Here is a 23,847-nt window from a genome sequence, read left to right on the forward strand (position 1 = left end):
GCGTCAGTTCTGCCCCGACTCCTTCTCCCGCTTCAGGTTCTTCAGCCGCACGGTCTCCTTGCGGACCTCGGCCTGCGTGGCGCGCTCCTTCTCCAGCCACTCGGGCGGCTCGCGCTTGAGCTCCTCGATCTGCTCGGTGGTGAGCGGTTCCGTCACCCCGCCGCGCGCCAGTCCGGCGATGGACACGCCCAGCCTGGCCGCGACCACCGGACGCGGGTGCGGCCCGTTGGCCTGCAGCTCGCGCAGCCATTCCGGCGGGTTCTTCTGGAGCTCGGCCAGCTCGGCGCGCGAGACGACGCCCTCCTGGAAGGCGGCGGGCGTGGCGGGCAGGTACACGCCCAGCTTCTTCGCCGCGGTCGCGGGCTTCATCGTCTGGGCGGTCTGGTGCGAACTCATGAGGTCAAGGGTATCGGCCGGGCGCGGAAGCCCTGACCACGGCCGGTGGCGCCGGCCCTCGCCCCGCCGCCGGAGGCGGCCCGCCCCGGCCGTCGCCGGGGGCCGTCCGCGCCCAGGAAACACCGTCGTTCCGGCTCGCGTACGTTCCCGGCGCGACGCCCGCCAAATGGGTTCGGATCTGGAACGAGCGGCTGCCCGGCATCCCCCTCACCCTCCTCCAGGTCCCCGCCGCCGAGGCGTCCGGCCTGCTGCGCGCGGGCGAGGCGGACGCCGGTCTCGTACGGCTCCCGGTGGACCGTACGTGCTTCAGCGCGATCCCCCTCTACACGGAGACCACCGTGGTCGTCGTCCCCAAGGACCACGTGATCACGGCGGCCGAGGAGGTCACCGTCGCCGACCTCGCCGACGAGGTCCTCCTGCACCCCCTCGACGACGTCTTCGACTGGGACGCCCCGCCCGGCGAGCCCGCCTTCGAGCGCCCCGCGACCACCGAGGACGCCGTCGAACTGGTCGCGGCGGGGGTGGGGCTCCTGGTCGTCCCGCAGTCCCTGGCCCGCCTGTACCACCGCCGGGACCTCACCTACCGGCCGCTCTCCGACGGCCCCGAGTCGACCGTCGCCCTGTCCTGGCCCGAGGAGGCCACCACGGACATGGTCGACGACTTCATCGGCATCGTCCGCGGCCGCACGGTCAACAGCACCCGCGGCCGCCAGACCGCACCGGCCTCGAAGACGGCCCAAGCCGCGCCGGAGAAGTCCGAACGGGCGCAGAAGCCGGCCGCCGCGGCCAAGGCGACGCCGGGCGCCCGCACCGCACGCGCGCGTGCCGCCGGCGCGAAGTCCGGCAACCCCGCCAAGCCGGCGAAGCGCGGCAAGCCCCGCCGTCGCTCGTAGCGTCTGCTCTCGGTGGCTGAGGCGGTGGCGGCCCGGCTAGGGCGCGAGGCTCTCGGCTTCCGGCGTCTCCGGCATCGCCCGCGCTTCCCACGTCTCGGGCGCCTTCGCCCGTTCCCCCAGATCGGCCACCGCCAGGCCCAGCGCCACCAGGATGAAACCGACGGAGGTGAGCAGGCCCAGCTGCAGTGCCTCGGTGGCCGGGCCGCGGTGCGCGAGGTGGGCGAAGTACACCGAACCCACCACCGCGATCCCGGCCGCCGAGCCGACGCGCTGGCCGGTCTGCAGCACCCCGCCGGCCGCACCGGCACGCTTCACGGGGACGCGGGTCAGGGTGAGGGTGGTGTTGGGGGAGACCGTGATGCCGGAGCCGATGCCCCCGACGATCATCGGCACCGCCGCGGCCCACCCGAAGCTCTCCAACGGCACCAGCCGCACCACCGCGATGATGCCGAGCAACCCGAGCGTCACCCCGGTGAGGCCCATGACGACCACCGTGCGGCCGTGGCGCATCACCAGCCGGCCGCCCAGGGCGGCACCGACCGCCGAGCCGATCGCGAACGGCAGCACCGCGACTCCGGCCGCCAGGGCGCTGTATCCCGCCGCGTTCTGCAGGAACAGGGCGAGGACGAAGAAGACCGTGGTGAAGCCGGCGAAGTAGGACAGGCTGATCAGCGCGCCGAGGGTGAAGGACCGCATCGAGAACAGGCTCAGATCGAGCAGCGGCGCCCGTCCGAGCCGCCCCTGCCGCCGCTCCCACACCCAGAACAGGCCGAGCAGCACCGCACCCACCGGCAGTAGCGCCCACTTCTCCCGTCCGGTCCACTGCTGCTCCTGCACCAGCGGCAGCATCAGCGCGATCACGCCGCAGCCGAGGAGCAGCACGCCGAGCGGGTCGAACCGCTCCCGCCGGTCCGCCGTCGCGGGATAGCGGGGCAGCAGCCGAAACCCCGCGGCGAACGCGGCGACCCCGATGGGCAGGTTGACGAAGAACACCCAGCGCCAGCCGTCGTCGGTGCCGACGGCATCGATGATCACACCGCCCGCCAGCGGGCCGACCGCCGTCGAGACCCCGATGACGCTGCCGAGCAGCCCGAAGGCCTTGGCGCGCTCGGAGCCCTGGAACATCTGCTGGATCAGCCCGGAGGTCTGCGGCGCGACCATGCCCGCCGCCGCGCCCTGGATCAGCCGGAACACCACCAGCCGGTCGGGGCTCGCGGCGAGTCCGCAGGCCGCCGAGGCCACCGTGAACACGGCGAGCCCGATCAGGAAGGCCTGGCGCCGCCCGCGCATGTCGCCGAGCCGGCCCGCGGGGACGAGCGCCAGTCCGAAGGTCAGCGCGTACCCGGAGACCACCCAGGACTGGGCGGCCTCCGTGGCGCCCAGTCCGCGCTCCATCGAGGGCAGCGCGACGTTGACGATCGAGGTGTCGAGCAGCGAGATGAACCCGGCCGCGAGACAGACCCCGAGCGCCTTCCACCGCCGGTCGTCGGTGGCCGGCCGCTGCGGCTTTGAGCAGGTCGTGGTCATACGGCCACGCTAAGCAGGCATCCCACGCATCGCACGACCGGCGGAGCGAACGGATGGCCGGACTGCTCCTTCCGGGTGCCGGCCCGGGCGCCTTGCGCCCGGCGGCCGCCGTTCAGAGCGACGTGAGCCAGTCGTAGGCCGCGCGGGCCGTGAACTCCGCCTGGCCGCCGCGCAGGAGAAGATCGGCCGTGCTGAGGAGACCGGCCTGAGCGGCCGCGTAAGGGACCGCGATGCAGCGCATCCCCGCGGTGTGCGCCGCTGCCACGCCCGGAGCGGCGTCCTCCAGCACCACACAGTCGGCCGGTGCGGCGCCGAGGCGGTGGGCCGCCTCCAGGAAGACGTCCGGCGCCGGTTTGCCGCGCGGCACCTCGTCGGCCGAGACCGCGGTGCGCAGGTACGCGCCCAGACCCGTGCCGGCCAGGATCGCCTCGATCGCCTCCGGAGAGGAGCCGGAGGCCACCGCCGACGGGACGCCCTCGGCCGCCAGCAGTTCCACGAACTTGCGCATCTCGGGGTACACGCGCGTACCGGTCCGGGCCAGCTCCAGATACCGCCGGTTCGTCTCCGCGAGCAACTCCGCCACCGGGGGCCGCAGTCCATGGCGGTCGCGCAGCAGGGTCACCGTCTCCAGCGTGCTGATGCCGACGAGTCGCTCGTGCTCCGCCCAGGTGTAGTCCGTGACGCCGTGCCCGGCCAGCATCTGCCGCGTCGCCTCGTAGTAGTTCGGCTCGCTGTCCACGAGTGTGCCGTCGAGATCGAAGATGACCGCGAGGCCGCCGAGATCGCTCATGTGACCAGGATGCCGTTACCCGCGGGCGGCCCGGCCGACGGACTCCACCAGCGGCAGCAACCGGTGCGGAACCCGTTCGCGCAGTGCCACCTCGGTACGGGTGCGCACCACGCCCGGCAGGCTGATCAGCTTCTGGATCACGTCCTCCAGGTGCGCGTTGTCCCGCGCCACCACCCGGGTCAGCAGATCCCCGCCGCCCGTGATCGAGAACGCCTCCACGATCTCCGGCACGGCGGCCAGCGCGTCCCCGACGTCGTCCAGATGCCCCTGGGTGACCTCGATGTGGACGAAGGCCAGGACCGGGTGGCCGAGTGCGGCGGGGGAGAGGGAGGGGCCGGTGCCCGTGATCACACCGTCCCGCTCCAGCCGGTCCAGCCGCGCCTGGAGCGTGCCCCGGGCGACCCCGAGGAGCCGCGCGTACTCGCGCACGCTGGTGCGCGGCTGCTCCAGCAGCAGCCGCAGGATCCGGGTGTCGAGCTCGTCCACGCTCATGACTTACGACTGTACCAATGGCTCACCGGGGTTCCTGGCCGAGCTGGGCCATTGGTATTTCTGTCTTCGAGTCATGGCCTCAATCACTGGACCATTGGCACATCAGAATCGACGCCACTTGAGCCAGTAGCCACTCCGGTGCTCTCATGGGTGTGTCGATGGCGCTGCGGATCCCCGCGGCGCCATTTCTGTGCCGTCCGCGGGAGGGGAAGCAGTGCTGAAGAGGGTGTTCGTGGCGCCGGACCCGGGGCGGGTCCGGTTGCGCTTCGCCACGCGTGCCGTGCTGGGCATCGGCCTCGCCGTCGTGGTCTGCGCACTGGCCGGGCACTCCGTCACGGGTGCCGTCACCGGTGGTCTCGCCGCTCTGCTCGCGCTGTTCACCGTCGCGGACCCCACCGTGCGCGGACAGGCCGTCACCACCGCGCTGCTGCCCGTCGTGGGCCTGCCGGTGCTCGCGGCCGCGGCCGAACTGCACGGCATCCCGGTCGCCCGCGACCTGGTCTTCCTCACCGTGGTCGGCGCGGGTGTGTACGCGCGCCGCTGGGGGCCGCGCGGCCACAGCCTGGGCGTGTTCGCCTTCATGACCTTCTTCGTCGCCCAGTTCCTGCACGCCACCACGGGGCAGCTTCCCGAGCTCTACGCCGCCGTCCTGCTCTCCGTGCTCAGCGCCGCCGCCGTCCGCTTCGGCCTCTGGTGCTACGAGCGCCGCCTGGCCCCGCCACCGGTCCCGGCTCCGCCCGCCGGCACCGGACTGGCGCGGGTGACCACCCGGCAGGCGGTTCAGGCGACCGCGGGCGCGGGTTTCGCGCTGGTCGCCGGCGAGCTGGTGTCCGGCCAGCGCTGGTACTGGGCGGTCGGCGCCACCTGGTGGATCTTCGTCAACACCGCCTCGCGCGGCGAGACCCTGGTGCGCGGCTTCCGCCGGGTCCTCGGCACCGTCATCGGTGTCGCACTGGGCCTCCTGGTCGCCGCCCCCGTGCACGGCGCCCCGCTGCCCACCGCCGTCCTGGTCGCGGCCGCCGTCTTCGGCATCTTCTACACGGCCGCCGTCTCCTACACCTGGATGATGCTCTGGGTGACCTTCCTCGCCGAGCTGCTCTACGGCCTGCTCGGCGTCCTCACCCCCGGCCTGCTGGCGCTGCGGCTGGCCGAGACCGCGGTGGGCGCCCTCGGCGCCGTCCTCGCCGTGCTGTTCGTGCTGCCTGTCAGCACCCACCTCATCACCGACGCCTGGATCCGGCGCGCCCTGCGCTGTGTGCACGCCTGCACCGCCGAGGCCGCCGCCCGGCTCGCCGGCTCCGCCACCGCCGACCCGGCACCCCGGGTGGCCGAACTGGAACAGCTGCTCGGCCGGGTACGGCTCTCGGTCGCCCCGCTCGTGCACCCGCTCAACCCGATGCACGGTCGTAAGCGCCGGGCCCGCCGCGTGCTCACCCTGCTGGACGACTGTGCCCGCGAGATCCGCGGCCTGGTCGTGGTCACCGCCGACCCGGAGGCCTCGCACGACGCCCGGCTGGCCGCCGCCTGCTGGCGCGTCGAGGCCGCCGTCGAGGCGCTCACCAGGGGCTCGGAGCACATCACCGCCCCCGCCGAGCCGCCCGCCGAACCCGCCCTCGCCCATCTGCACGGCCTGGAGCGTGCCCTGTCCGAACTCGCGGAGCCGCTGCGCAGCCCCTCGGGCTCGCCCCTGGTCGGCGCCTGAGACGCGCCGCCCCGCACGCCCTGGTCTAGACCGCCAGCTGCTACCGTCGGCCCCGGGCGGGCTCGAACCGGCCCGTTCTGACTCGTACCGGCTCGTGGTGGCTCGCAGCGATAGGGGACAGCGGTGGCAGACGGCGGCAGGCGGCGCAGGGCCTTCATCGGGTCGTTCACGGCCGCGGGCGGCCCGGGGGTGGTCACGGCGGCGGTGCGTCCGGACAGCGGCGCCCTGGCCCTCCTGGAGAGCGTCGACGGCGTCCCGGACCCCTCGTACCTCGCGCTCGCGCCCGGCGGGCGCACCCTGTACGCGGTCAGTGAGACCGCCGACGGCGCGGTGGCCGCGTACCACGTCCACGACGACAAGCCGCGCCTCGCCGGGCCGCCGGTCCCGGTCGACGCCAGCGGTCCCACCCACCTCAGCGTCTTCGGCGGCCACGTCCTGACCGCCAACTACGGCTCCGGCAGCGTCACCGCCGTCCCCGTGCGCCCCGACGGCACGCTCGCCCCCGCCCCCTCCGGACTGCTCCAGCACACCGGTTCGGGCCCGCACGAACGGCGTCAGCGCGGGCCGCACGCCCACCAGGTGCAGCCCGACCCCAGCGGCCGCTGGGCGGTCAGCGTCGACCTGGGCACCGACTCGGTCCGCGTGTGCACCCTGGCCGAGGGCGCCCCCGTCCTCCACCGCGAGTTCGCCCTGCGCCCCGGCTCCGGTCCACGCCACCTGGCCTTCCACCCCGGCGGCCGGTACGCCTACGTCGTCAACGAACTCACCCCGACCGTGACCGTCTGCCGCTGGGACGCCGGCACCGGCACCCTCAAGCCGCTGACCGAGACCCCGGTCCTGCCCGGCGCCCCGGCCGGCGACGCCTATCCGTCCGGTGTCGCCGTCTCGCCCGACGGCCGTTTCGTCTGGACGGCGACCAGGGGCGAGGACGTCCTGACCACGTTCACGGTCGACGGGGACCAGCTGCACCTGACGGCGACCGTCCCCTGCGGGGGCCACTGGCCCCGGGCGATCACCGAGTCGGGCGGCTTCCTCTACGCCGCCAACGAGCGCTCGGGCAACATCACCTGGTTCACGATCGACCAGCAGACGGGCCAGCCCCGCTACGACGGCACGGTGGAGATCCCGGCCCCGTCCTGCATCGTCTTCGACTGACGACCCCTTGAAGCGCCCCGTCAGGGGAAGCGGGGAACTGCGCGTTCAGCCCCCACGGGCCCGCAGCCGAACTCCGGCCGTACCCCGCAAAAAAAGACCAAGAAAAAGGACCCGCTCCCCTCAAGGAAACGGGCCCTCGACTCACGTCGGCCGACGCGCGAAGCGCATCACCGCACCGGTGCCCCCTGCGGCTGCTGCGGCGCAATGCCCAGCGCCGTCGTGTACTTGGCCAGCGCCAGCTTCCCGATCGCCGGGTACGGGCCGAGCGGCTCGGCAGTGGCACAACCGGCCTCCTCCGCGGCCGCGGCCAGCAGCGCCGCGTCGATCTCCGGCCCTATCAGGTACGGCGCCAGCGCCAGCTGCTGCGACCCCGAACCCCGCAGCTGCTCCGCGACGGAGGCGATCGAACCCTCCTGGTCCAGTGCCGCGGCCATCACCGGCACGGCCAGGCGTGCGGCGAGCAGCATGCCGGTGATCCCCGCGGCCTGCACCGCCTCGTCGCCGCCCACCGACGCGAGGATGATGCCGTCCGCGGCCGTCGCCACGGTGAACAGCCGCGCACGGTCGGCGCGGGCGAGGCCCGCCTCCGAGAGGCGCACGTGCAGCGCCTCGGCGAGCAGCGGGTGCGGGCCGAGGACGTCGGTCAGGTCGGCGGCGACCCGGCTCTCCATGACCGCGTGGCGGACCTGGCGCAGCAGCGCGCTGTCCGGACCGGCCAGCAGCGGCACGACGACGGCGACCGGGCCGTCGGGGGCCTTGATCCCCTCGACGCCGGCGGCGACGGCCTGCTCGTAGCGGGCGGTGCGCTCCTCGGCGGCACCGGCGAGCACGGACTGCAGGGTGGGGAACTCCGCGTCGTCCCCGTCCAGGTACCCGATGCGGGCGTCGAGGCCGGGCAGCTCGGAGCGAGCGATGCTCACGACCTCCTCGGAGAGGCTGCGCGTGGCCGCGCTGGGCTTACCCGGCACCGCGAGGACGAGCGCGGGCGCGTCCTCGGGAGCCACCAGCGGCTCGGGGCGGCGGTGCCGTCCGGGCTGGCGGGGGCGCGGCATTCGTACTGGCAGGCCGGCGGGCCCAGTGGGGGAGCTCATGGCGCCGCATGTTACTGGCTATCTGGGCTCCCTTGTTCGGGGAGGGTGCAGGTGAGCGGTATCCGTCCGCTTTTGTCTGATGAGTTACGCATGATTCGAAGGTGATCCCGCCGCTTGTCGGACACTTCGTGCCTCAGCGGGATCAATAGCCTTTTGTGTGTACAAGTTTTATGTGTACAACGGAGAGCAGTTTCTCATCACCCGGCAGAGTGAGCCGCCCGGTGACCAGGTCACTCGCGACGCGTACCGCTCCGTGCAGCGGATCGCCCTCCGCCGGCACCTGCCGTGCCTGTGGCAGCAGCCGCGCCAACTCCTCGGCCAGCGGGACGAGGAGCGGGTCGCCCAGCTTGAACAGGCCGCCGGTGAGGGCGACCAAGGGTTCACCCGCCGTGGGGCAGACGGCGGCCGCCGACTCGGCCATGTGCCGGGCGGCGGCGCGCAGGATCGCGGCCGCGACCGGGTCGCCCGCCGCCGCGCAGTCCGCGACGCGCGGGGCGAACGAGGCCAGTACGGCGGGCCGGTCGGGGCGCGGATAGAGCTGTCCGGGCAGCCCGGACAGCGGCCCGAACCGTTCCTCGGCACCGGCCCGCAGCGCGGCCGAGCCGCCGTCGCGCCCGTCGAAGGCGCGCAGCGCCGCCTCCAGGCCGGCCCGGCCGATCCAGGCGCCGCTGCCGCAGTCGCCCAGCAGGTGCCCCCAGCCGTCCGCCCGCCACCACCGGGTGAGATCGGTCCCGGTCGCGATCAGCCCGGTCCCGGCGGCGACCACCGCGCCGGGTCGCGGACCCAGGGCGCCGGCGTACGCGGTCACGGCGTCGGCGGCCAGCGCGACCGTCCGCACCCCGAGCTCGCGGGCGAGCGCCCCCGGCAGCTCGGCCCGCAGCGCGTCCCCGAGGCCGGCCAGCCCGGCGGCACCGACGACGGCTGTCGTCATCCGCTCCAGCCCGTACGAGTCGGCCAGCGCCCGCGCCATGGGCAGGAGTTGCTCCAGCAGGTGCCCCGGGTCGATGCCCCGCGCCCCGGTCCGCACCGGCTCCCGGGACTCCTGCGGAGCGGACGGCTCGCGTCCCGGCACGCCCACGACCACCCGTAACCCGGAGCCTCCGGAGTCGACGGCTAGAAACCCCCTCTCTTCCCGGGGCCCGCCGCCCCCGTCGCTCACGGCAGGCGCCAGTCCACCGGCTGTCCCCCCTGCTGGATCAGCAGGTCGTTGGCGCGGCTGAACGGGCGGGAGCCGAAGAAGCCGCGGTCCGCCGACATGGGGGAGGGGTGCGCGGACTCCACCGCCGGCAACTGGCCGAGCAGCGGGCGGAGATTGCGGGCGTCGCGGCCCCACAGGATGGACACCAGCGGCTTGCCGCGGCCGGCCAGCGCCCGGATCGCCTGCTCGGTGACCTCCTCCCAGCCCTTGCCCCGGTGCGCGGCCGGGGTGCGCGGGGCCGTGGTGAGCGCCCTGTTGAGCAGCAGGACGCCCTGCTGGGTCCACGGGGTGAGGTCGCCGCTGGACGGCTGGGGCAGGCCCAGGTCGGTGTTCAGCTCCCGGTAGATGTTGAGCAGGCTGCCCGGCAGCGGGCGTACCTCGGGCGCGACCGAGAACGACAGCCCCACCGCGTGCCCCGGGGTCGGGTACGGGTCCTGGCCGACGATCAGGACGCGGACGTCGTCGAAGGGCTGCTGGAAGGCCCGCAGGACGTTCGGGCCGGCCGGGAGGTAGGTGCGTCCCGCGGCGATCTCCGCACGCAGGAAGTCGCCCATCGCGGCGATCCTCCCGGCCACTGGTTCCAGGGCCTTCGCCCAGCCCGGTTCGACGATTTCATGCAAGGGTCGTGGTGCCACGGCGTCACCCTACTGCCGTACACGGGCCGGCGATCAAGCCGAGGTCGCCGTGGCCGGGGGACGACCGGGGACGACCGGACCGGTGCCCCGGATGACGGAAACCGTCCTCCTTCAGGGGATCCGGCATCAGGCGACGACCGCCGCCCGTACGCACAGCACGTCCGGAAGGTGGGAGGCCAACTGGCGCCAGCTGTCCCCGTCGTCGGCAGAGGCGAAGACCTCGCCGTTGCGGTTGCCGAAGTACACCCCGGCCGGATCCCCGTCGTCCGTGCAGAGCGCGTCGCGCAGCACCGTGCCGTAGTGGTCCTCCGGCGGCAGCCCCGCCGTCAGCGGCTCCCAGGTCTTCCCCGCGTCGGCCGTGCGGAAGACCCGGCACCGGTGCCCGGCGGGCACCCGGTCGGCGTCCGCGTTGATCGGGAAGACGTACGCCGTCTCCCCGCGGTGCGGATGGGCGGCCGCCGCGAATCCGAACGTGGACGGCAGTCCCTCGCCGATGTCTGTCCAGTGCGCCCCCGCGTCGTCGCTGCGGTACACCCCCCAGTGGTTCTGCAGATACAGCCGGTCCGGATCCCCCGCGTCCTGCGCGATCTTGTGCACGCACTGGCCGAACTCCGGGTCGGGGTCCGGCAGGAAGACCGCGGAGACACCGGAGTTGGACGGCGTCCAGCTCGCGCCGCCGTCGCCGGTGCGGAACACGCCGGCCGTCGAGACGGCGACCGTCACCGCCTTGGGGTCGCGCCGGTCGGTGACCACGGTGTGCAGGCCCTCACCGCCGCCGCCCGGCACCCACCTGTCGCGCGTGGGGTGCTCCCAGAGCGGCCGGACCAGGGAGAAGCTCTCCCCGCGGTCCTCGGAGCGGTACAGCGCGGCCGGTTCCGTGCCCGCGTAGACCACGTCCGGCTCCGCGGCGGCCGGGTGGAGCTGCCAGACCCGCTCCAGCGAGGCACCGGTGTCCTTGGGGAACCGCACGGCGGGGCGGCCCGGTTCGGTCCAGGTGCGGCCCAGGTCGTCGGAGTGGAAGACGGAGGGCCCCCAGTGCGCGCTGTCGCCGCCCGCCAGGAGCCGGGGCCGCTCGCCCCGGGTGTCGATGGCGACCGAGTAGATCGCCTGCGCGTTGAAGTAGGGACTCTCGTCGAACTCCCAGGCGCCACCTCGCCGCCTCCCGAGGAAGAGCCCCTTTCGGGTCCCCACGGCGAGCAGTACTTCGGTCATGCCGGTCACCTCCATGACGTCCTTGTCACAGTCCTCGGCCGCGGTTGCTCCCGCAGCCCTCGGTCGGATATCGGCCAGTCTGCACCCCACCACTGACAGTCCCCCCAGGGGCGACGTCACCGCAGGTGGAAGCCGCCGTGTCGGCCGGTCGAACAAGGCGGCGGAACGCGTTCGGAGAGACGCCTGCGCGAGCGGGGTCGGTCGTGCGACCGTCGACTCGGAGTTCGCCGTGAGCAACGAAGCGGCCGCTCCCGTATGGGAGGGCGGTCCGGGCTGTCCGTGCGCGCGTGAGGAGGATGCCTTTGAAGGCGTTCCGTGGTCCCAAGGTCTGGCTGTGGCGCTGGCGGCGCAACCCGCTGAAGCGGCGTGCCGACACGATGGAGGCCTGGGTGCTGCTCGGCGCCTGGCTCCTCACCCTGCTGGCCGGGGTGCTCGCCGGGCTCGCGGCGGCCCGGTCGGTCGAGGACGGCCTCGCCCGCGAGCGTGTCGAGTGGCACCCGGTCGTGGCCCATGTCATGGACAAGGCCCCCGGCTCGGCGGCACCGAAGTCCGGCTCCTCCAGTTCCTCCGAGTCCTCCGACTCGTCGGACGGCGAGCGGGTCTGGGCGCGCGTGGGCTGGACCGTCGCCGACGGCTCCGCGCACACCGGCCAGGCGCGGGTCCCGGCGGGCAGCAAGGCCGGCACCCCGGTCACCGTCTGGACGGACCTCCAGGGGCACCTCGTCACCCGGCCCGCCACCGCCTCCGAGGCCCGCTTGCGCTCCGCGCTGATCGGCGGCCTGGTCGGGCTGAGCGCGGCCGCCGTCCCGTTCGTCGCCGGGCTGGTGGCGCGCGGCCGGCTGGAGCGGCGCCGGATGGACCGCTGGGACGCGGAATGGGCGCGGCTCGGACCGCAGTGGGGCCGGATGACCGGCTGACGCGGCGCCCCGCGCCCGGCCCCCCACGCCGGGCGCCCGCGGCCCGGCGGCGTCGGCGCCTTTGCCCCGCGGCCTGGCTGCCGGTCACCCGTCCTGCCGGTGCCAAGCGCCTTTGCCCCGCGGCCTGGCTGCCGGTCACCCGTCCTGCCGGTGCCAAGCGTGCTTGCCCCGCGGCCGGTCACCCGGCCGAACTCGCCAGCGCCCGGCGGCAGTCGGCGAGCAGTCGCTCGTCCTGGGCGATGTCGTGGCTGCCGTACCCGCCCGGCCGTGCCGTGTGCCGCCGGGTCCCGGCGAGTTCGGCCGTCACCAGGTCGCGCAGCGGGGCGCCCGCCGGGCCCATCGCCGCCAGACACCCGGCTATCGCGCCCCGCGTGTACGGGTTCTGCGACCAGGCGGCCCGGAACACCGGAAGTGCGGGTGCCGGATCCCCGTCGATCCGCCACAGCGCCTCGGCCGCCGCCACCCGCTCCCACACCCTGCCGGACCCGGCCAGCCGGCGCAGCGCGGGCAGCGCGCCGCGGGCGGCCGCCCCCAACCGGCCCAGTTGCTCGGCAGCCGTCCGCGGGCCGCGGTTGCGGCCGTGCGCCAGCTCCCGCAGCAGCACGGGGAGTACGGCGGCCACGTCCCCCTCCGCCGACCACAGGGCCCCCGCCGCCAGAGCGGCGTGCCGGGTGTCCAGGAGCCCGCGCAGGACCGGCGCCGCCGCCCGGGCCGCCGTCCCCAGGAGGTCGAGCGTCCGTACCGCCTGCCCGACGAGGGCCTCCCGGGCCCCCAGGCCGTCCGGTGCGCCGCGCAGCAGCCGCAGCACCTCGGGCACCGCCGCCGGGTCCTTGAGGGCGGTGACCGCAGCCAGCAGTGGGGCGGCCAGTTCGGCGGCCTCGGGGGAGCCCGGGTCGACCAGGCCCAGCCGGCGCCGCAGCGCGGGCGCGAGCGGGGCGGCCGCCGGGCCCAGATGCACGATCTCGAAGCCCAGCCCACCGGGCACCACCGGTCGCGCCAGCAACTGGGCCAGGGCCGGCACCGCGCGCGGGTCGCCGCTTCTGGCCAGCGCCTTCAGCGGCCCGCCCAGCGAGGGTCTGCCGCGCTCCCAGGTGTGCACCCACAGGTCGGGCCGCACGGTCACCAGCGCGTGCAGCTCGTCGGCGGCCGGCGCGGCCAGCCCGAACAGCTCCACGAGCACCGAGACCGCCGCGTCCCGCAACTGGTCCTGCTCACGGTCGAGTTGTCTGCCTATGAGGGAGACGGGCGCCGTGAAGTCCGCCCGCCAGCCACGGAACAGCCCGGCCGACATCCACACCGCGTTGCACCGGTCCATCGGGTCCGGGCTGCTCAACTGGCCGACGAGCAGAGCGATCCGGTCCGCCACCCGGTCCGCCAGCGCCCGGTGCAGGGTGCGCAGCAGATACGAACCCTCCTCGTCCGAGGGGCGCAGTCGCCGTATCCGGCCGACCAGGGTGTCCGCTTCCACCCGGTCCGGACCGGCCGTCCGCCGCTCCGACCGCTCCCTGAGCAGCCGCACCGCGGCCGGCACCAGATCGGAGGGCAGCCGCTCCGGCGCACCGAGGCCCAACTGCCCGAGCGCGGCCAGCCGCGCCGTCGGCGGGTACGGCGGTCCGCTCTGCACGGCCAGCAGCTCCAGGGCGCCGGCCGCCCGGTCGGGACGGCAGCGTACGAACAGCCCGAGGGCCTCGGTCAGGGCGAGCAGCACCTGTGCGTCGCGCTCGTCGGTGAGCCGCCGCCGTAACAGCGCCAGCACCCGGTCCGGTTCGTCGAGGAACCGGACCAGCGCCCCGGGCACCGCGCGGCGCACCCCCGGGCACGGGTCGTCGGCCAGCGGCACGAGCGCCTCGGCGCCGGCACGGACGGCGGCCCGGGCCCGGGCACCGGCGCTCTCCGCGCCGATGCTGACCAGCAGTTCCACTATCGCGCCCCGGTCCCGCACCTCCGGACGGGAAGCGAGCGCGAAGAGGAACGGGACGCAGGCGAGCGTCGAGTCGTACACGTTCCCCTGGTGGTGCACCGAGCCGTACATCCCGTCGAGCGCGACCTCCCGTTCGGCCGCGTCCGCCGAGGCCAGTCCGCGCAGCAGACCGGGCACGTCCGCCGCGCTGCCGTACGCGTGCCGCAGCGAGGCCCAGTCGACCTCGTCGATCCCCGTGAACACCGTTGTCCTCCCCGGGCGAGTACCACCTGTTCGGGAGTCTGCACCACGGCACTGACAACGATGCGGAATCGGACGGCAACTGTGTGCGATCCACCGGCGGTCGCCGGCCGCCGGTGGATCGCACAGGGATCAGTTCCGGCCAGGCAGCGCCCGCTCCAGGATCGCGTCGAACCCGGTGCCGGCCGGCAGGGTGCCGAAGGCGTGCCCCCAGTCGCCGCCGAGCCGGGTCGCGCAGAAGGCGTCCGAGACGGCGGCCGGCGCGTACTGGACCAGCAGCGAGGCCTGCAGCGCCAGCGCCATCCGCTCCACCAGCCGGCGCGCCCCCGCCTGATCGGTCTCGGCCAGTTCGTTCTTCAGCCGGGTCACGGCCGCGTCCAGCCGGGCGTCCGCCCCGCGCGCCCGCGCGAGTTCGCCGAACAGGGCGTCGGCGGCGCCGGGTTCGCGGGACAGCGCGCGCAGCACGTCGAGTGCGTTGACGTTCCCCGAGCCCTCCCAGATCGACAGCAGCGGGGCCTCGCGGTAGTGCCGGGGCATGCCGGAGTCCTCGACGTAACCGTTGCCGCCCAGGCACTCCAGGGCCTCCGCGGTGAAGGCCGGCCCGCGCTTGGTGACCCAGTACTTGCCGACGGCGGTCGCGATCCGCCGGAAGGCCCGCTCCTGCTCGTCCCCGCGCACCGCCCGGTCCGCGGCCCCCGCCAGCCGCAGGGCCAGCGTGGTCGCGGCCTCCGATTCCACCGCCAGGTCGGCCAGCACATTGCGCATCAGCGGCTGGTCGACGAGCAGTGCGCCGAAAGCGCTGCGATGGCGCACGTGGTGACCGGCCTCGACGAGGGTTTTGCGCATCAGGGTCGCCGAGTTCATCACACAGTCCAGCCGGGTGCAGTTGACCATCTCGATGATGGTCTTCACCCCGCGCCCCTCGGGCCCGACCAGCCAGGCCACGGTCCCGTCGAACTCCGGCTCGGAGGACGCGTTGGAGCGGTTGCCCAGCTTGTCCTTCAGCCGCTGGATGCGGAACGCGTTGCGGCTGCCGTCCGGCAGCACGCGCGGCACGAGGAAGCAGGAGAGGCCGCCCGGTGCCTGGGCCAGCACCAGGAAGACGTCGCACATCGGCGCCGAGGTGAACCACTTGTGCCCGCGCAGGGTGTAGACGCCGGGCTCGGCGGTGGGCGTGGCGGCCGTCGTGTTCGTCCGGACGTCCGAACCGCCCTGCTTCTCGGTCATGCCCATCCCGGCGAGCAGCCCCGGTTTCTCCGTCGGCACGCGCAGCCCCGGCTCGTACGTCCGGCTGGTCAGCAGCGGCTCGTACACCTTGGCCAGCTCGGGCTGGGTGCGCAGCGCCGGAACGGCGGCGTACGTCATGGACGTCGGACACCCGTGGCCGGATTCGGTGTGCCCCCACACCAGTCCGCCCGCGGTGCGCGCGACATGCGCTCCCGGCCGGTCGTCCGCCCAAGCGGCCCCGGCCAGCCCTTCCTCCACCGCCGCCCGCATCAGGTGGTGCCAGCTGGGGTGGAAGTCGACCTCGTCGATCCGGTTGCCGTACCGGTCGTGGGTGCGCAGCTCCGGCTCGTGCCGGTTGGCCAGCTCACCCCACTCCTGCGCCTCCGCGCTCCCGGCCCGCACCCCGAGCCGCCGGATCCCCGCCTCGGCCCACTCCGCCCCCTCCCGGCGCAGCCCCTCGAGCAGGGCCGGGTCCTCGGAGGCGTCGTACGGGACGAGCGGGGGCGCCTGGTTGGCGACGTCGTGGGTGGCGTACTGCGGCTGCGGAAGCGAGACGGTCGAGTCCATGGGCTCCATGTTGCAGTAATCCTGCGGCCGCAGCAATGGTGCAACATGGACCCGGACGTACAGTACGTGACCATGCGCATGAAGGATGTGTCCGCCGAGCCCGCCGACGTCGGCCTGCGTCCCCTGTCCGCCCGGTCGGTCGTGCTGAGCCTGCTGCTGGGCACGCATCCGCCGGAGTTGCCGGTGAAGGACCTGATCCGGTTCGTCGAGCCCTTCGGGGTCGGCGGCTCCACGCTCCGGGCCGCGCTCAGCCGTATGACGGCGGCCGGCGACCTGCGCCGGACCGGCGACGGCGTCTACGGCCTCAGCGACCGGCTGCTGGCCCGCCAGAGCCGCCAGGACTTGGCGGTACGACCGCGCACGCGCGCGTGGCACGGCGACTGGGAGATGCTGGTCATCACGGCGACGGGCCGCGGCCCGGCCGAACGCGCCGATCTGCGCACCCGCCTGACCGCCCTCCGCCTGGCCGAACTCCGCGAGGGTGTCTGGCTCCGCCCGGCGAACCTGACGAGGGCCCTGCCCGCCGGCCTCGCGGACACCGCCCAGTCCTACACGGCCCGGCCCGACCGGCCCGCACTCGAACTGGCGGCCGAGCTCTGGCCGTTGACCACCTGGTCCGGCACCGCCCGCGCCCTTCTGGCCCGAGCCGCCGAGGCCCGTCTTCCGGCCGACCGTTTCACGGTCTTCGCGGCAGCGGTACGCCACCTGCTGACCGACCCCGTCCTGCCCCCGGAGCTCCTGCCCGCCGACTGGCCGGGCGACGAACTGCGCGCCGCGTACGCGGACTACCGCGCGGAAGTGGGCGGGCCGACGGCGCGCTCGGCCGGCTGACCGCTCCGTCGTTCCGTGGCGGCTTGACCTTACCCTCAGCACGCCGGCCAGGTGCTGGACCGGCTGCGCGCCGCCCCCCGACAGGACGAACCACCATTGGAGCCACCCATGTTCACCGGTCTGAGCGCTTTTCCGCTCACCCCGATCGCCGCCGACGGGGACATCGACGAGGAAGCCTTCGCCCAGCTCGTCCGCCGCCTCGCCGCAGCCGGCGTCGACTCGATCGGGGCGCTGGGCTCCACGGGCTCGTACGCCTACCTCTCGCTCCAGGAGCGGGCCCGTGCCGCCCGTGTCGCGGTCGAGCACGCCGACGGCGTCCCGGTCCTCGTGGGCATCGGGGCGCTGCGCACCCGGGACGTCCTGGCGGCGGCCGAGGACGCGCAGCACGCCGGGGCCGCGGGCGTGCTGCTGGCACCGGTGTCGTACCAGCCGCTGACCGACGAGGACGTGTTCGGGCTGTACGAGGACGTCACCACGGAGCTCTCCGTTCCGCTGGTGGTCTACGACAACCCGCGCACCACCCGGTTCACCTTCACCGACGAGCTGTACACGCGGGTGGCCCGGCTCCCCCGCGTGGCGTCGGTCAAGATTCCCGGGGTCCCCGCCGACCCGGCCGCGGCCCGGGCCCGGGTGGAGCGGCTGCGGGAGATCCTGCCGCCGCACGTGACCGTGGGCGTGAGCGGGGACGCGCTGGGGGCGGCCGGGCTGAACGCCGGGTGCGAGGCCTGGTTCTCGGTGACTGCCGGCACCCTCCCGCGACCGATCCTCGCCATCACCCGGGCGGCCCGGGCGGGGCAGGCGGACCGGGCCCGCGAGGAGTCGGAGCGGCTCCGGCCGCTCTGGGACCTCTTCGACCGGCACGGATCGCTGCGGGTCATCGCGGCAGCCGCCGCCGAGCTGGGCCTCACGCCGCACCACAGCCTTCCCCTCCCGCTGCGCGGCCTGTCGGGCGAGGACCACGAGCAGGTCGCCGAGGTGCTGCGGCGGCTCCGGCTCGACGCGTGAGACCCGGCGCGGAGCGGTTGCCTGGAGGCGGGTCGCGCAGACATGCCGGGCCTGGGGGACCGGTGTACGGTCGACATACCGTGTGCATGCGGTTCGCAGCCGACAGACAGGCCAGTGGCCCTGATGCTCCGGGAGTTCCCATGGCTCAGCAGACGAACATCGCCGCGCAGACCGCTTTCGGAGAGGCCGTCGTCACCGGCGACCTCGACGCCCTCGACGCGATCGTGGCGGCCGGCTCGACCGACCATGATCCCGCGCCGGGACAGACGCCGGGGCCCGGCGGGTACAAGGCCATGTTCGGCGAACTGCGAAGGGCCTTCCCCGACCTGCACCTCCAGGTGGAGCATTTGATCGCCACCGACGACGAGTTGGCCTTCGCCTATGTCATCTCCGGCACGCACCTGGGACCGCTGATGGGGCGGCCGGCGACCGGCCGGAAGGTGAGCTACCGGGGCATGCAGATCAGCCGCTTCGACGGCGACGGCAAACTCGTCGAGCGCTGGGGCAGCAGCGACGAACTCGGCATGCTGCGTCAGCTCGGCCTCGTGGAGGTGTGAGACGGGCGTGTGCCGGTGGGGCCGCCGCCCGGCAGCGGGCGGCGGCCCCGCATCCCCGGCTCACTTGTAAGTGATGTCCGAGCTCGCGTACTTGCAGTACGTCCCGTCCGGCCCGCTCCCGTTCGTCGGCGGTTCGGCGCCCGTGTTGTTGCCGATGTACTTCTGGCAGGGCACGATCTTCCTGCTGCTGTCCCCGACGATCGTGATGTTCTTCAGCGTCGCGCTGTCCCCGTAGTTGGTGTTGATCCCGACCAGCGCACTGCCCTTGTAGGTCGCCTCGATGGTGTTGAGGTTGATCGTGCGCTTGTACTGCGTGGAGCAGTTGCCGCACGAGCGGACCAGCTTGCCGAAGTTCTGCACCGCGAAGCCGGACACGTTCAGCGTCCCGGCGCCGTTGAACTGGAACACCTTGTCGCTGGCTTCCTTCGCACCGCCGCCGGAGACGGTGTACACGTTGGACGACGAGGAGCCGCGGAAGGTCGCCGCGTCCTCGCCGACGTCCTCCCACCACACGTTCTGCAGCGTGCAGCTGCCCTCGCAGTGGATGCCGTCCGCGGCGGGCGCGCCGATGATGACGTTCTTCAGGACGGTGCCGGCCGCCAGATCGAGGATCGGGTCCTGGTCCTCGTTCTGCCCGCCGGTGCCCAGGTCGCCACTGCCGTACAGGCGCAGCATCCCGTAGTCCTTCGTGCCCGACAGCTTGATCGTCGCGGTGACGGCCTGGCTGCCGCTCGCGGTCGGCCAGGTGGCGGCGCCCGCCGGGGCATTGATCATCATGACCATGCCAAATGAGAGTCCCAGGGCGGCCAGGCCGCCCGTCAGTGCACGCGCACTGCTCCGTGCTCGTGAAGTCATGTCCCGTATGCCTTCTCTCGAGTGGGGGGCTATTCGCGTTCTCCCGGGTTGTTCAACCAGCAGATGGCTGTTCATGTTCTGGAACGCTCGATGCGGGCAACTGGGCAGATGCTCGCCCGCCGTGGCCCGTCGATCAGGTTCCTGAATGGAAGGTAGGATGCAAGCGCTTTCTAGTCAACGCTTCGCGCGGCATCCGTTCCGGTCGTCGCGGTGCCGGGCAAAGTGCTGTGGGAGCGCTTCCATGGATGGACGTGTCCATGTCACTATGCGGGAAGTTCCCCTGCCTTCGTTCGCCCGCGACAGGAAGGCCCTCCGTGCAGCCGCAGCCCGGCAGAACGCCGCTCGCCACGCTCCTCAGCACCTGTGTCCTCGCGCTCGCCCTGGTGGTGACCGCCGCGGCCGTCACCGCGCTGGTCCGCAGTCCCCGCCAGCTCACGTCGGCCACCGGCGGCGGCAGTCACTGGGTGAACACCTGGACCGGGATGCCCCAGCTCACCGAACCCGGCAATCTGCCGCCCGCGCCCTTCACGGGCGAGAAGTCGGTCCTGGCCGACACCACCCTGCGCCAGACCGTGCGCGTGACCGTCGGCGCCCACCGGCTCCGGCTGCGCTTCTCCAACGCCTACGGCGACACCGCGCTCCCGCTCACCGCGGTGACCGTGGCGCTGCCGGCGGGCGGACGGGCCGGTGTCAGCGCGATCGTTCCCGGGAGCCTGCACCGGGTGACGTTCTCCGGGCGCCCGGCGACCGTCGTACCGGTCGGGGCCCAGGTCGTCTCCGATCCCGTGGACTTCCGGCTGGCTCCGGGGTCCGATCTCACGGTCACGGCGTACACCGCGCAGGGCCAGCCCGATCTGGCGCTCACCTCGCATCCGGGCTCGCGCACCACGTCGTACCTCCTCGGCGGCGACCACACGCGGGACCCGGACCTGACGGGCGCGACCGCGGTCGACCACTGGTACCTGCTGAGCGACGTCGAGGTCCTCGTGCCCGCCGCGACCCGGGCCGTGGCCGTCCTCGGCGACTCCCTCACCGACGGCCGGGGGTCGACGACCAACGGCAACGACCGCTGGCCCGACCAGTTCTTCGACCGGCTGCAGAACCGGGCCGGTACCTCGGACATCGCCGTGCTCAACCAGGCGGCCGGCGGCAACCGGGTTCTCGAGGACGGCCTCGGCCCCAATGCCCTGGCCCGCCTCGACCGGGACGTCCTCTCCCGGAGCGGGGTCTCCTGGCTGATCGTCTTCGAGGGCGTCAACGACATCGGCACCGCCGCCGCCACCCCCCAGGCGCAGCAGGCCGTCGCCGACGATCTCGTCGCCGCCTACCGGCAGATCGTCGTCCGCGCCCACGCCCAGGGCATCCGGGTCTACGGCGCCACCCTGCTGCCCTTCGGCGGCAACGCCTACGACGACGGTGCGGGCGTGCGCGAGGCGGCCCGCCGGCGCGTCAACGCGTGGATCCGGGGGCCCGGGCACTTCGACGCGCTGATCGACTTCGACCGGGCGGTACGGGACCCGGCCGACCCCAGCCGCCTGCGGGCCGACCTCCAGGTGGGGGACTGGCTGCACCTCAACCCGGCGGGGTACGGGGCGCTGGCCGCCGCGGTGCCCGCGGGGCTGTTCGGCGGGCGGTGAGCGCCGGGCGGGGCCACGACGGCGCCGCGGCCGCCCGCCGGCACCGCTCGGCACTTCCCGTGGAGCGCTCAGGCGGACTCGGCTTCGCCGGGGACCGTCCCCAGGGCCGAATCCGCCCTCGACGGCAGGTGGTTGAAGAGCAGGTTCAGGACGATCGCCGTCAGGCAGCCCGCGCTGATGCCGCTGTTCATCACCGTCTGGAACCAGTCCGGGAACTTCGCGTAGACCGTCGGGACGCCCACCGGCAGCACGCCGACCGCCACCGAGACGGCCACCACCGTCAGGTTGTTGTTGCCGTGGAAGTCGACCGCCGCGAGGGTGCGCAGGCCGCTCGCCGCGACCGTGCCGAACATCACCAGGCCCGCGCCGCCCAGCACCGGAGCCGGAATCGCCGCGACCACCGCGCCCAGCTTGGGCAGCAGGCCGAGCAGCACCAGGATGCCGCCGGCCGCCGCGACCACCCAGCGGCTGCGCACCCGGGTCATGCCGACCAGGCCCACGTTCTGCGCGAACGCCGTGTACGGGAAGGTGTTGAAGACACCGCCGAGGACGGTCGAGAGGCCGTCGGCGCGCAGGCCGTCGGCGAGGGAGCGAGCTTCGACGCGGCGTCCGGTGAGCTCGCCGACCGCGAGCAGGTCACCGGTGGTCTCGGTCATCGTGACCAGGGCCACCACCAGCATGGAGACGATCGCCGAGGCCTTGAACGTCGGCGCACCGAAGTGGAACGGCGTGCTGATGCCGAGCCAGTCGGCGTCCCCGACCCCGCTGAAGTCCGTGAACCCGAAGGGCACCGCCACCGCGAGGCCCACCGCGATGCCGATCAGGACCGCGATCCGGGCGAGGTAGGGGGGCGCGAACCGCTGCACGCCGAGCACCACCGCCAGCACGAAGGCGGCCAGCGCCAGGTTCTTCGGCTCCCCGAAGTCCTTCGCACCGGCGCCGCCCGCCGCCCAGTTGCCGGCGACCGGCAGCAGCGAGACGCCGATGATCAGGATCACCGTGCCGGTGACCAGGGGCGGGAAGAAGCGCAGCAGCCGGCCGAAGACGGGCGCCAGCAGCATGATCGCCAGACCTGCGGTGATCACCGAACCGTAGATCGCGGGGAGTCCGCCGCCCGTCGTACCGATGAGCACCATCGGCGAGACCGCCGCGAACGTGCAGCCCTGCATGATCGGCAGCCGGACGCCGAAGCGCCAGAAGCCGACGCACTGGATGAGCGTGGCGACGCCGCACACCAGCAGGTCGGCGGTGATCAGATACGCCAGATCGGCGGGCGACAGCTTCATCGCGCCGCCCACGATCAGCGGGACGGCGACCGCGCCCGCGTACATCGCGAGCACGTGCTGGAGGCCGAACGCGGTCAACTGCCGTACGGGTGGGACCTCGTCGACGGGATGGACGGAGGCGCTGGTGGTGGCCATGGGGACTCCAGAGCGGGGACGACATCCGGACAGCACGAGACCGTAAGAGGTTTGAACAGTTTGTTGATTTCCGGTCTGTTGCCGATACGTGTCATGCCCACCTGGACTCGGACGGACCCGGCTCCGCTACGTCCCGGCCCTCGCCGCCGTCAGCAGCGAGTTCCAGTCGGCCAGCTTGACCACGCTCCGGCCGAGCCGGGCGCCGAGCACCGCCTCGGCCCGCTCGATCGCCTGCCACCCCGTCCACGGGACCGGCTCGATGCCGGCCGAGCGCAGCGCGCCGACCGGATCCTCCGGCACCTGCCTGCGCAGCAGCGCGGGCGCGTCCTCCAGGAGGGAGGTCACCGTCTCCTTGGCGTCGGGCCGGTTGGTGCCGATGACGCCGGTCGGGCCGCGCTTGATCCAGCCGGCCACGTAGTCGCCGGGCACGCCGAAGCAGCTGTCCAGGACCCGGCCCGCCTCGTGGGGCACGGTGCCGCTCTCCTCGTCGAACGGGAGCCCGTCCAGCGGCACTCCGCGATAGCCGACCGACCGCAGTACCAACTGCGCCTCGACCGTCTCGTGGCGCCCGGTGCCGCGCACTCCGCCCCGGCCGTCCGGCTCGGTGCGTTCGAAGAGCACCGCACCCACCCGGCCGCCGTCGTCGAGCAGTTCGACCGGACGCAGGAAGAACCGCAGCCGGATGCTGCGGTCCGCGCCCCGTCCGCCGGACCCGGCCCAGCCGCGCAGCACCTCCACGTTGCGACGCTGGGTGGCGGGCAGCGCCGACGGGTCGGCGCAGGCCGGGTCGAGCGCCAGCTCGTCCGCTGCCACCCGGACCCCGGTCCCCGGCAGCCCCGCCAGCTCGCGCAGCTCCTTCGTGGTGAACCGGGCCTGCGAGGGGCCCCGCCGGCCGACCACGTGGACCTCTCTTATCCGGCTCGCCGCCAGCTCCGTCAGGGCCGCCTGCGGCATGTCGGTGGGGCTCAGCTCCGCCACGCCCCGGACCAGCATCCGCGCCACGTCCACCGCGACGTTGCCGACGCCGATGACCACCGCCGACCGGGCGTCCCGCACGAACCCGGCGTCGATCGCGTCCGGATGCGCGCTGTACCAGGACACGAACTCGGTCGCCGACCAGCTGCCCGGCAGCTCCTCGCCGGGGATCCCGAGCCGCCGGTCGGTCGCGGCGCCCACGCAGTACACCACCGCGTGGTACAGCTCCCGCAGCCGCTCCACCGGCAACCCGCCCATGCCCCCGACCCGGACCCCGCCGAGGAAGCGCACCCGTTCGTGCTCCAGCACGGTGCGCAGATTCCCCTGGAGTGACTTGATCTTCTCGTGGTCCGGGGCGACGCCGTACCGCACCAGTCCGTACGGGCACGGCAGCCGGTCCAGGACGTCCACGCGCACCGTGGGGTCGAGCTGGACGAGGTTCTGGGCGGTGTAGCACCCGCTCGGCCCGGAGCCGACGACGGCGACACGCAACACGGGGGACTCCCTTGCCCGAGGGGCTGGTGGTTCCAGCATCCCACCGGCCCGGCCGCCTGGGCAGGGGCCGCTGGGGTGACGCGGATGCGTGTCAGGGTGTCGACAATG

The 23,847-nt window shown here is 73.7% G+C and carries 20 protein-coding genes and 1 pseudogene; 8 read left to right on the top strand and 13 right to left on the bottom strand.

All coding sequences use genetic code 11. The features are described 5' to 3' along the window. Positions 1-3: 3 nt before the first annotated feature. Entirely contained in the window at positions 4-396 is a 393-nt protein-coding gene (locus JF597_RS25625) for a DUF5997 family protein (RefSeq protein ID WP_293999193.1), read from the bottom strand. Positions 397-506: 110 nt separating this feature from the next. On the opposite strand from JF597_RS25625, the pseudogene JF597_RS25630 reads away from it, so the two are divergent. Next, positions 507-1,289, top strand: a pseudogene (locus JF597_RS25630) (LysR family substrate-binding domain-containing protein); the annotation flags it as partial. Positions 1,290-1,325: 36 nt separating this feature from the next. Here JF597_RS25630 and JF597_RS25635 read toward each other — a convergent pair. From JF597_RS25635 to JF597_RS25645, 3 genes are all read right to left on the bottom strand, one after another. Next, entirely contained in the window at positions 1,326-2,816 is a 1,491-nt protein-coding gene (locus JF597_RS25635) for an MFS transporter (RefSeq protein ID WP_293999195.1), read from the bottom strand. 112 nt (positions 2,817-2,928) lie between these two features. Continuing rightward, positions 2,929-3,606, bottom strand: a complete 678-nt coding sequence (locus tag JF597_RS25640; RefSeq protein WP_293999197.1) for an HAD family phosphatase — start codon at positions 3,604-3,606, stop codon at positions 2,929-2,931. 15 nt (positions 3,607-3,621) lie between these two features. Continuing rightward, a complete protein-coding gene (locus JF597_RS25645; RefSeq protein ID WP_293999199.1) occupies positions 3,622-4,098 on the bottom strand; it encodes an Lrp/AsnC family transcriptional regulator in 477 nt (158 codons plus the stop codon). A 214-nt stretch (positions 4,099-4,312) separates the two neighbouring features. Between JF597_RS25645 and JF597_RS25650 the strand changes: the two genes are divergently transcribed. Together JF597_RS25650 and JF597_RS25655 are read left to right on the top strand one after the other, a co-directional pair. After that, the gene (locus tag JF597_RS25650; protein ID WP_293999201.1) at positions 4,313-5,800 is read left to right on the top strand and encodes an FUSC family protein; all 1,488 of its coding nucleotides are present in this window, start codon (positions 4,313-4,315) and stop codon (positions 5,798-5,800) included. A 123-nt stretch (positions 5,801-5,923) separates the two neighbouring features. Further along, a complete protein-coding gene (locus tag JF597_RS25655) occupies positions 5,924-6,955 on the top strand; it encodes a lactonase family protein (protein ID WP_293999203.1) in 1,032 nt (343 codons plus the stop codon). 167 nt (positions 6,956-7,122) lie between these two features. On the opposite strand, the gene JF597_RS25660 is transcribed toward JF597_RS25655, so the two are convergent. The 4 genes from JF597_RS25660 to JF597_RS25675 all read right to left on the bottom strand — a co-directional run bounded on the left by JF597_RS25660 (position 7,123) and on the right by JF597_RS25675 (position 11,091). Next, positions 7,123-8,046, bottom strand: a complete 924-nt coding sequence (locus JF597_RS25660) for a hypothetical protein (RefSeq protein WP_293999205.1) — start codon at positions 8,044-8,046, stop codon at positions 7,123-7,125. A gap of 142 nt (positions 8,047-8,188) precedes the next feature. Beyond that, positions 8,189-9,205, bottom strand: a complete 1,017-nt coding sequence (locus tag JF597_RS25665) for a BadF/BadG/BcrA/BcrD ATPase family protein (RefSeq protein ID WP_293999207.1) — start codon at positions 9,203-9,205, stop codon at positions 8,189-8,191. Continuing rightward, positions 9,202-9,879, bottom strand: a complete 678-nt coding sequence (locus JF597_RS25670) for a uracil-DNA glycosylase (protein ID WP_293999209.1) — start codon at positions 9,877-9,879, stop codon at positions 9,202-9,204. Before JF597_RS25670 ends, JF597_RS25665 begins: the two co-directional genes overlap by 4 nt. Positions 9,880-10,005: 126 nt before the next feature. Next, positions 10,006-11,091 (bottom strand): exo-alpha-sialidase, encoded by a 1,086-nt coding sequence (locus JF597_RS25675; RefSeq protein WP_293999211.1) that lies wholly within the window; start codon positions 11,089-11,091, stop codon positions 10,006-10,008. 296 nt (positions 11,092-11,387) lie between these two features. Here JF597_RS25675 and JF597_RS25680 point away from each other — a divergent pair, with 296 nt between their 5' ends. After that, the gene (locus JF597_RS25680; RefSeq protein WP_293999213.1) at positions 11,388-12,008 is read left to right on the top strand and encodes a hypothetical protein; all 621 of its coding nucleotides are present in this window, start codon (positions 11,388-11,390) and stop codon (positions 12,006-12,008) included. 178 nt (positions 12,009-12,186) lie between these two features. Here the strand turns inward: JF597_RS25680 and JF597_RS25685 are convergent, their stop codons facing one another. Together JF597_RS25685 and JF597_RS25690 are read right to left on the bottom strand one after the other, a co-directional pair. After that, entirely contained in the window at positions 12,187-14,172 is a 1,986-nt protein-coding gene (locus tag JF597_RS25685) for a HEAT repeat domain-containing protein (protein ID WP_293999217.1), read from the bottom strand. A gap of 129 nt (positions 14,173-14,301) precedes the next feature. Continuing rightward, positions 14,302-15,963, bottom strand: coding sequence for an acyl-CoA dehydrogenase family protein (locus JF597_RS25690; RefSeq protein ID WP_293999220.1), 1,662 nt, complete (start codon positions 15,961-15,963; stop codon positions 14,302-14,304). 72 nt (positions 15,964-16,035) lie between these two features. On the opposite strand from JF597_RS25690, the gene JF597_RS25695 reads away from it, so the two are divergent. The 3 genes from JF597_RS25695 (at position 16,036) to JF597_RS25705 (ending at position 18,356) form a co-directional block, all read left to right on the top strand. Then, on the top strand, positions 16,036-16,794 hold the full coding sequence (locus tag JF597_RS25695; protein WP_293999223.1) for a PaaX family transcriptional regulator C-terminal domain-containing protein: 759 nt from the start codon (positions 16,036-16,038) through the stop codon (positions 16,792-16,794). Positions 16,795-16,902: 108 nt separating this feature from the next. Next, positions 16,903-17,799 (top strand): dihydrodipicolinate synthase family protein, encoded by an 897-nt coding sequence (locus tag JF597_RS25700; protein WP_293999226.1) that lies wholly within the window; start codon positions 16,903-16,905, stop codon positions 17,797-17,799. Between the two features lie 140 nt (positions 17,800-17,939). Further along, positions 17,940-18,356 (top strand): ester cyclase, encoded by a 417-nt coding sequence (locus JF597_RS25705; RefSeq protein WP_293999229.1) that lies wholly within the window; start codon positions 17,940-17,942, stop codon positions 18,354-18,356. Positions 18,357-18,416: 60 nt separating this feature from the next. Here JF597_RS25705 and JF597_RS25710 read toward each other — a convergent pair whose 3' ends face one another. Further along, on the bottom strand, positions 18,417-19,211 hold the full coding sequence (locus JF597_RS25710) for a pectate lyase (RefSeq protein ID WP_293999232.1): 795 nt from the start codon (positions 19,209-19,211) through the stop codon (positions 18,417-18,419). 314 nt (positions 19,212-19,525) lie between these two features. Here JF597_RS25710 and JF597_RS25715 point away from each other — a divergent pair, with 314 nt between their 5' ends. Beyond that, positions 19,526-20,848, top strand: a complete 1,323-nt coding sequence (locus JF597_RS25715) for an SGNH/GDSL hydrolase family protein (RefSeq protein WP_293999234.1) — start codon at positions 19,526-19,528, stop codon at positions 20,846-20,848. Between the two features lie 68 nt (positions 20,849-20,916). Here the strand turns inward: JF597_RS25715 and JF597_RS25720 are convergent, their stop codons facing one another. Both JF597_RS25720 and JF597_RS25725 read right to left on the bottom strand, forming a co-directional pair. Then, positions 20,917-22,269, bottom strand: coding sequence for a nucleobase:cation symporter-2 family protein (locus JF597_RS25720; protein ID WP_293999237.1), 1,353 nt, complete (start codon positions 22,267-22,269; stop codon positions 20,917-20,919). Between the two features lie 126 nt (positions 22,270-22,395). Next, a complete protein-coding gene (locus JF597_RS25725; protein WP_293999240.1) occupies positions 22,396-23,739 on the bottom strand; it encodes an FAD-dependent oxidoreductase in 1,344 nt (447 codons plus the stop codon). Between the last annotated feature and the right edge of the window lie 108 nt (positions 23,740-23,847).

The sequence above is a fragment of the Streptomyces sp. genome (genome assembly GCF_019510245.1).
Lineage (GTDB): Bacteria > Actinomycetota > Actinomycetes > Streptomycetales > Streptomycetaceae > Streptomyces.

Bases quoted from the DNA above. Each gene is read 5' to 3' on its own strand.
- JF597_RS25635 (WP_293999195.1), bottom strand. From the start codon at position 2,816: ATGACCACGACCTGCTCAAAGCCGCAGCGGCCGGCCACCGACGACCGG.
- JF597_RS25680 (WP_293999213.1), top strand. From the start codon at position 11,388: ATGCCTTTGAAGGCGTTCCGTGGTCCCAAGGTCTGGCTGTGGCGCTGG.
- JF597_RS25625 (WP_293999193.1), bottom strand. From the start codon at position 396: ATGAGTTCGCACCAGACCGCCCAGACGATGAAGCCCGCGACCGCGGCG.
- JF597_RS25675 (WP_293999211.1), bottom strand. From the start codon at position 11,091: ATGACCGAAGTACTGCTCGCCGTGGGGACCCGAAAGGGGCTCTTCCTC.
- JF597_RS25705 (WP_293999229.1), top strand. From the start codon at position 17,940: ATGGCTCAGCAGACGAACATCGCCGCGCAGACCGCTTTCGGAGAGGCC.
- JF597_RS25645 (WP_293999199.1), bottom strand. From the start codon at position 4,098: ATGAGCGTGGACGAGCTCGACACCCGGATCCTGCGGCTGCTGCTGGAG.
- JF597_RS25640 (WP_293999197.1), bottom strand. From the start codon at position 3,606: ATGAGCGATCTCGGCGGCCTCGCGGTCATCTTCGATCTCGACGGCACA.
- JF597_RS25720 (WP_293999237.1), bottom strand. From the start codon at position 22,269: ATGGCCACCACCAGCGCCTCCGTCCATCCCGTCGACGAGGTCCCACCC.
- JF597_RS25700 (WP_293999226.1), top strand. From the start codon at position 16,903: ATGTTCACCGGTCTGAGCGCTTTTCCGCTCACCCCGATCGCCGCCGAC.
- JF597_RS25690 (WP_293999220.1), bottom strand. From the start codon at position 15,963: ATGGACTCGACCGTCTCGCTTCCGCAGCCGCAGTACGCCACCCACGAC.
- JF597_RS25710 (WP_293999232.1), bottom strand. From the start codon at position 19,211: ATGACTTCACGAGCACGGAGCAGTGCGCGTGCACTGACGGGCGGCCTG.
- JF597_RS25660 (WP_293999205.1), bottom strand. From the start codon at position 8,046: ATGAGCTCCCCCACTGGGCCCGCCGGCCTGCCAGTACGAATGCCGCGC.
- JF597_RS25695 (WP_293999223.1), top strand. From the start codon at position 16,036: ATGCGCATGAAGGATGTGTCCGCCGAGCCCGCCGACGTCGGCCTGCGT.